This window comes from Frankia gtarii (assembly GCF_025403375.1).
In the GTDB taxonomy this organism is placed as follows: Bacteria; Actinomycetota; Actinomycetes; order Frankiales; family Frankiaceae; genus Frankia; species Frankia gtarii.
This window is the reverse complement of record NZ_JAMPTM010000410.1, coordinates 1-4,161: the sequence shown is the minus strand read 5'-3', so window position 1 is coordinate 4,161 and position 4,161 is coordinate 1. Positions and strand designations below refer to the sequence as shown.

At 72.3% G+C, this 4,161-nt stretch carries 3 protein-coding genes; 2 read left to right on the top strand and 1 reads right to left on the bottom strand.

The features are described 5' to 3' along the window. The first annotated feature begins 358 nt into the window (after positions 1–358). Entirely contained in the window at positions 359–3,010 is a 2,652-nt protein-coding gene (locus NBZ83_RS30495; protein WP_261570749.1) for an ATP-binding cassette domain-containing protein, read from the top strand. A 26-nt stretch (positions 3,011–3,036) separates the two neighbouring features. On the opposite strand, the gene NBZ83_RS30490 is transcribed toward NBZ83_RS30495, so the two are convergent. Continuing rightward, positions 3,037–3,429 (bottom strand): DUF962 domain-containing protein, encoded by a 393-nt coding sequence (locus NBZ83_RS30490; RefSeq protein WP_261576348.1) that lies wholly within the window; start codon positions 3,427–3,429, stop codon positions 3,037–3,039. A gap of 132 nt (positions 3,430–3,561) precedes the next feature. Between NBZ83_RS30490 and NBZ83_RS30485 the strand changes: the two genes are divergently transcribed. Next, the coding region (locus NBZ83_RS30485) for an MFS transporter (protein ID WP_261576347.1) at positions 3,562–4,161 on the top strand (600 nt) is incomplete at its 3' end.

Here is a 4,161-nt window from a genome sequence, read left to right as displayed (position 1 = left end):
CCCGCCGTTCACCGGATCCGCCCCACCCCTTCCAGTCACCTTTCCATGGTGACTGATACCACCGATTCGCCGTCCTACAGTCGCCGGACATTGAACGGAATGTAATTACTCATTTACCTAACGCAAGAATGATGGAGGTGGAGTGGCCGCTTGCCGCCCGTGGGCCGCCCGACGGCGGTGCCGGCCTGAGCTGCTGACCACCGGCGACCACGGCGTCGACCGTTGCCTGGCCGGCGGACCGGAGACCGGGTCCCCTGGCCGATGGCGGTCGACTTTCTGACATGTCGCGGAAGGAGGGCGGAAAACGACCCTCGCGCGGGCACACTATGGTGCGTCTGGCGATCGAGGGAGAGTGCTGGTGGCTGGGACTGCGCTGCGCGTCCACACCCCCGCGGGGGAGGTGACGCTCACCGGCGACGCTCCTGTCGTGGTGGGGCGGGCCCGGTCCGCGGACATTGTGATCAACGACGGGCGGGTGTCGCGCCGGCATCTGGTGCTGCACCCCTCGGCGGTCGGCTGGCGGGTTGAGGACATCAGCGCCAACGGGCTGTGGTGCGACGGCCGGCGGTTGGGCGACGTCGACATCGTCGGCGAGCTGCGGCTGCGTCTCGGTGCCGCCGATGGACCGGAGGTGGTGCTCCTGCCCCGGCCGGTCCGGCCGGCCATCCCGCCGACGGCTCCGACGCGTGGGCCGGACGCGGCGGCCATCTCCATCGAGGACCTCGCGGCCTTCGCACCCACGCCGGTCACGTCGGCCACGTCGGCGCCGGCCACGTCGGCGTCGATCGGCGGGGGAGTGTCGGCCGGCGGGGGAGCGCCGGGGCAGCTCTCAGGGCCGGCCGGCACTGTGTCGGGGGCGTCGGGGAGTCTGACGATCGATCCGGTGACGGCGCAGAGCGCGATCGTGCACGACCGGCGTCGCGTGCATCCCCTCCGGCCCGGCCGGATGCGGATGGGGCGTTCCCGCGACAACGAGATCAACGTCGGGGACCTGCTCGCCTCCCGTCATCACGCCGAGCTGCACATCTCGCTCGGCGGGGTGGAGCTGGTCGACCTCGCGTCCGCGAACGGCACGTTCGTCAACGGTCACCGGATCAGCCGGGCCCCGGTGATGCAGCGCGACGTCATCGCCATCGGCCATCACCTGTTCCAGCTCGAAGGCAGCTCGCTCGTCGAGTACGTCGACTCCGGGGACGTCGCCTTCGAGGTCCAGAACGTCTCCGTCTGGGCCGGCACGAAGCAGCTCATGCACGACATGACCTTCCGGCTGCCCGGTCGGTCCGTGCTCGGCGTCGTCGGCCCGAGCGGCGCCGGAAAGTCCACCCTGCTCAACGCGCTCACCGGCTTTCGGCCCGCCGACCGCGGCTCGGTGCGCTACGCCGGCCGGGACCTCTACGCCGAGTACGACGAGCTGCGCCGCCGTATCGGCTACGTGCCCCAGGCCGACCCGCTGCACGACCAGCTCACCGTGCGCGAGGCCCTGCTCTACGGCTCCGAGCTGCGTTTCCCGGCCGACACCACCGCGGACGAGCGGCGCGCCCGGGTCGAGGAGGTCATCGGCCAGCTCGGGCTGTCCGCGCACGCCGACACCCGGGTCTCCCGGCTCTCCGGCGGGCAGAAGAAGCGCACCAGCGTCGCGCTCGAACTGCTCACCCGCCCGTCGCTACTCTTCCTCGACGAGCCGACCTCCGGTCTCGACCCGGCCAACGACCAGTCGGTGATGGAAACGCTGCGCGGCCTCGCGAAGGGGGGCGGCGCAGGGTCCACCGACGAGAGCGGCCGGACCGTCATCGTCGTCACGCACAGTGTGCTGTTCCTGGATCTGTGCGACTTCATCCTGGTGCTCGCGCCCGGCGGGCACGTCGCCTACTTCGGCCCGGCCGACGGGGCGTTGCGCTTCTTCGGCAAGCAGGACTTCCGCGAGTTCGCCGCGGTGTTCCGCGAGCTGGAGGCCACCCCGGGCGAGCAGATGGCTGACCGCTTCCGGGCATCGGAGTTCTTCGTACCCTCGGCGGTGGTGGCGCCGGCGGTGCGCAAGGCGCCGCCGGAGCTGCCCAGCGTCCGCCAGCAGCCGGTGCACGCGCAGCTCGCGACGCTGACCCGACGCTACTGGCGGGTCGTCCTGGCCGACCGGTCCTACCTGCGGCTGATCATCGCCTACCCGTTCCTGCTCGGCATCGTGCCGCGGATACTCAAGGCTCCCGACGGCCTGGGCCCGCTACCCCAGTCGCCGAACGCCGACGCCACCAAGGTGCTCGTCGTGCTGGTGCTGTGCGCCTGCTTCATGGGGATGGCCAACTCGATCCGCGAAATCGTCAAAGAACGCGCGATCTACCGGCGGGAGCGGACGATCGGGCTGTCCCGCACCGCCTACCTCGGTTCCAAAATCATCCTGTTGACCGCGATCACCACCGCGCAGTGCCTGGTCTTCACGCTCATCGCGGTGGTGGGACGCACCCCGCCGCAGGCCGCCGCGCTGGGTTCGCCGCTGCTGGAGTGCCTGCTCGCGGTGATCGTCGCGGCGCTGGCGTCGATGATGATCGGCCTGTTCGTCTCCACTCTGATCGACAACGCGGACAAGGCGATGCCGATCCTCGTCCTGGTCACCATGGGCCAGCTCGTCTTCTCCGGCGGCCTGACCTCCATGACCGGTCGGCTCGTGCTGGAGCAGATCAGCTTCCTCGTCCCGGCCCGGTGGGGATTCGCGGCGCTGGCCTCCACCGACGACCTCAACGTGGTGAGCAAGCTCGGCAACCCGACCCTGCGCACCGACCCCCCCGACCGGCTCTGGGAGCACAGCGCGGGCACCTGGGCGCTCGACATCCTGATCGGCGTCGTGATCGGCGTCGCCGCACTGGCGCTCACCACGGTCATGCTGCGCCGAATCGAGCCCAAGGTCACCCGGGCGCCGGGCGCCGTGCCGGCACCCGGCGCGGCCGGGCCGCCCGGATTCGGGCCCGGTTCGATCCAGGGCCAGCCGCCCGCGGGCCGGATGCCGCTGCACGGCTGACCGTCTGCGGGGCCCCGGCGCGGCGGTCAGCGGCCGCTGGCCCGCGAGGCGTCGCCGACACCGCCCAGCCCGCGCCCGCCGAGGAGGTCGGCGACCTCCTCACACCAGAAGGCCAGACCGCATAGCTGGTAGGTCAGCGGGCCCTCGGCGAGCGCGGGGCGGTTGTGCTCGAACAGCACGTGCCCGGCGATCTGCACGGCCCAGCTCGCCGCGAACACCGGCAGGCCGATCCTGGGTCGGGCGAGCACGACCGGCAGTGCGAAGGCCACCCCCGGGATGCCGACCAGATGGGTCAGCCGGATGGCCCGGCCGGTGTGCTGGGACCGGTAGTACGCCATCTTCTCGGCGAACGGCGCCGAACGGTCGGGCACCGCCTCGCCGGCCGCCCCGGATCCGCGCGCCCCGCGTTGGATGTTCATCGCCGCTCACCTCCCGCCGGTCGTGGCACCGAGAGGAGGGTCCCCACCGGGCCCGGGCCGGCTCGCCCGCCGGTCGCTCGTCCGGCCGTATTCACGTTGCCAGGTACCGCGCCCGCAGGGTAGGACCCAGAGATGGGCGAGGCGAGCGAACCGGTGCAGGCGGGCACATCCCGCCCGGGTCGGCTGCTCGCCGTCCTGACGACCGCGACGTTGCTGCAGTGGCTCGGTTCCTTCGCCATCGCCCCGCTGCTGCCGCTGTACCTGGCCGACCGGCACGTCTCCGCCGCCGGCGTCGGGGTCGTGATGGCGGCGTTCTTCCTCGGTGCGCTGCTGTCGCAGTACGTCGCCGGGCGGGCAGCGGCGGCCCGTGGACACCGCGGGGTGCTGCTCGCCGGGCTCGCCGCCTACGCCGCCGGCTGCCTCGGCCTGTTCGCCTCGACGGGGATCGGGATGGACGCGGCCATGCGCGTGCTGCAGGGCGCGGGCGCGGGCGCGTTCGAGGTCGCCGCGCTGACCGCAGTCGCCGGGACGGTCGCTCCCAGCACGCAGGGGCGCGCGTTCAGCGCCATCTACACCGGGCAGCTTCTCGGCGTCGCGCTCGGTCCGCTGCTCGGCGGCTTCGCGGGCGAGCACCGGATGGACCTGGTGTTTCTGGGCAGCGGCGCGGCCGCGGTGTTGGCGTCGCTGCCGGTGCTGTGGCTCCTTCCCGCGACCGTCCGCGCCGGATCCGCT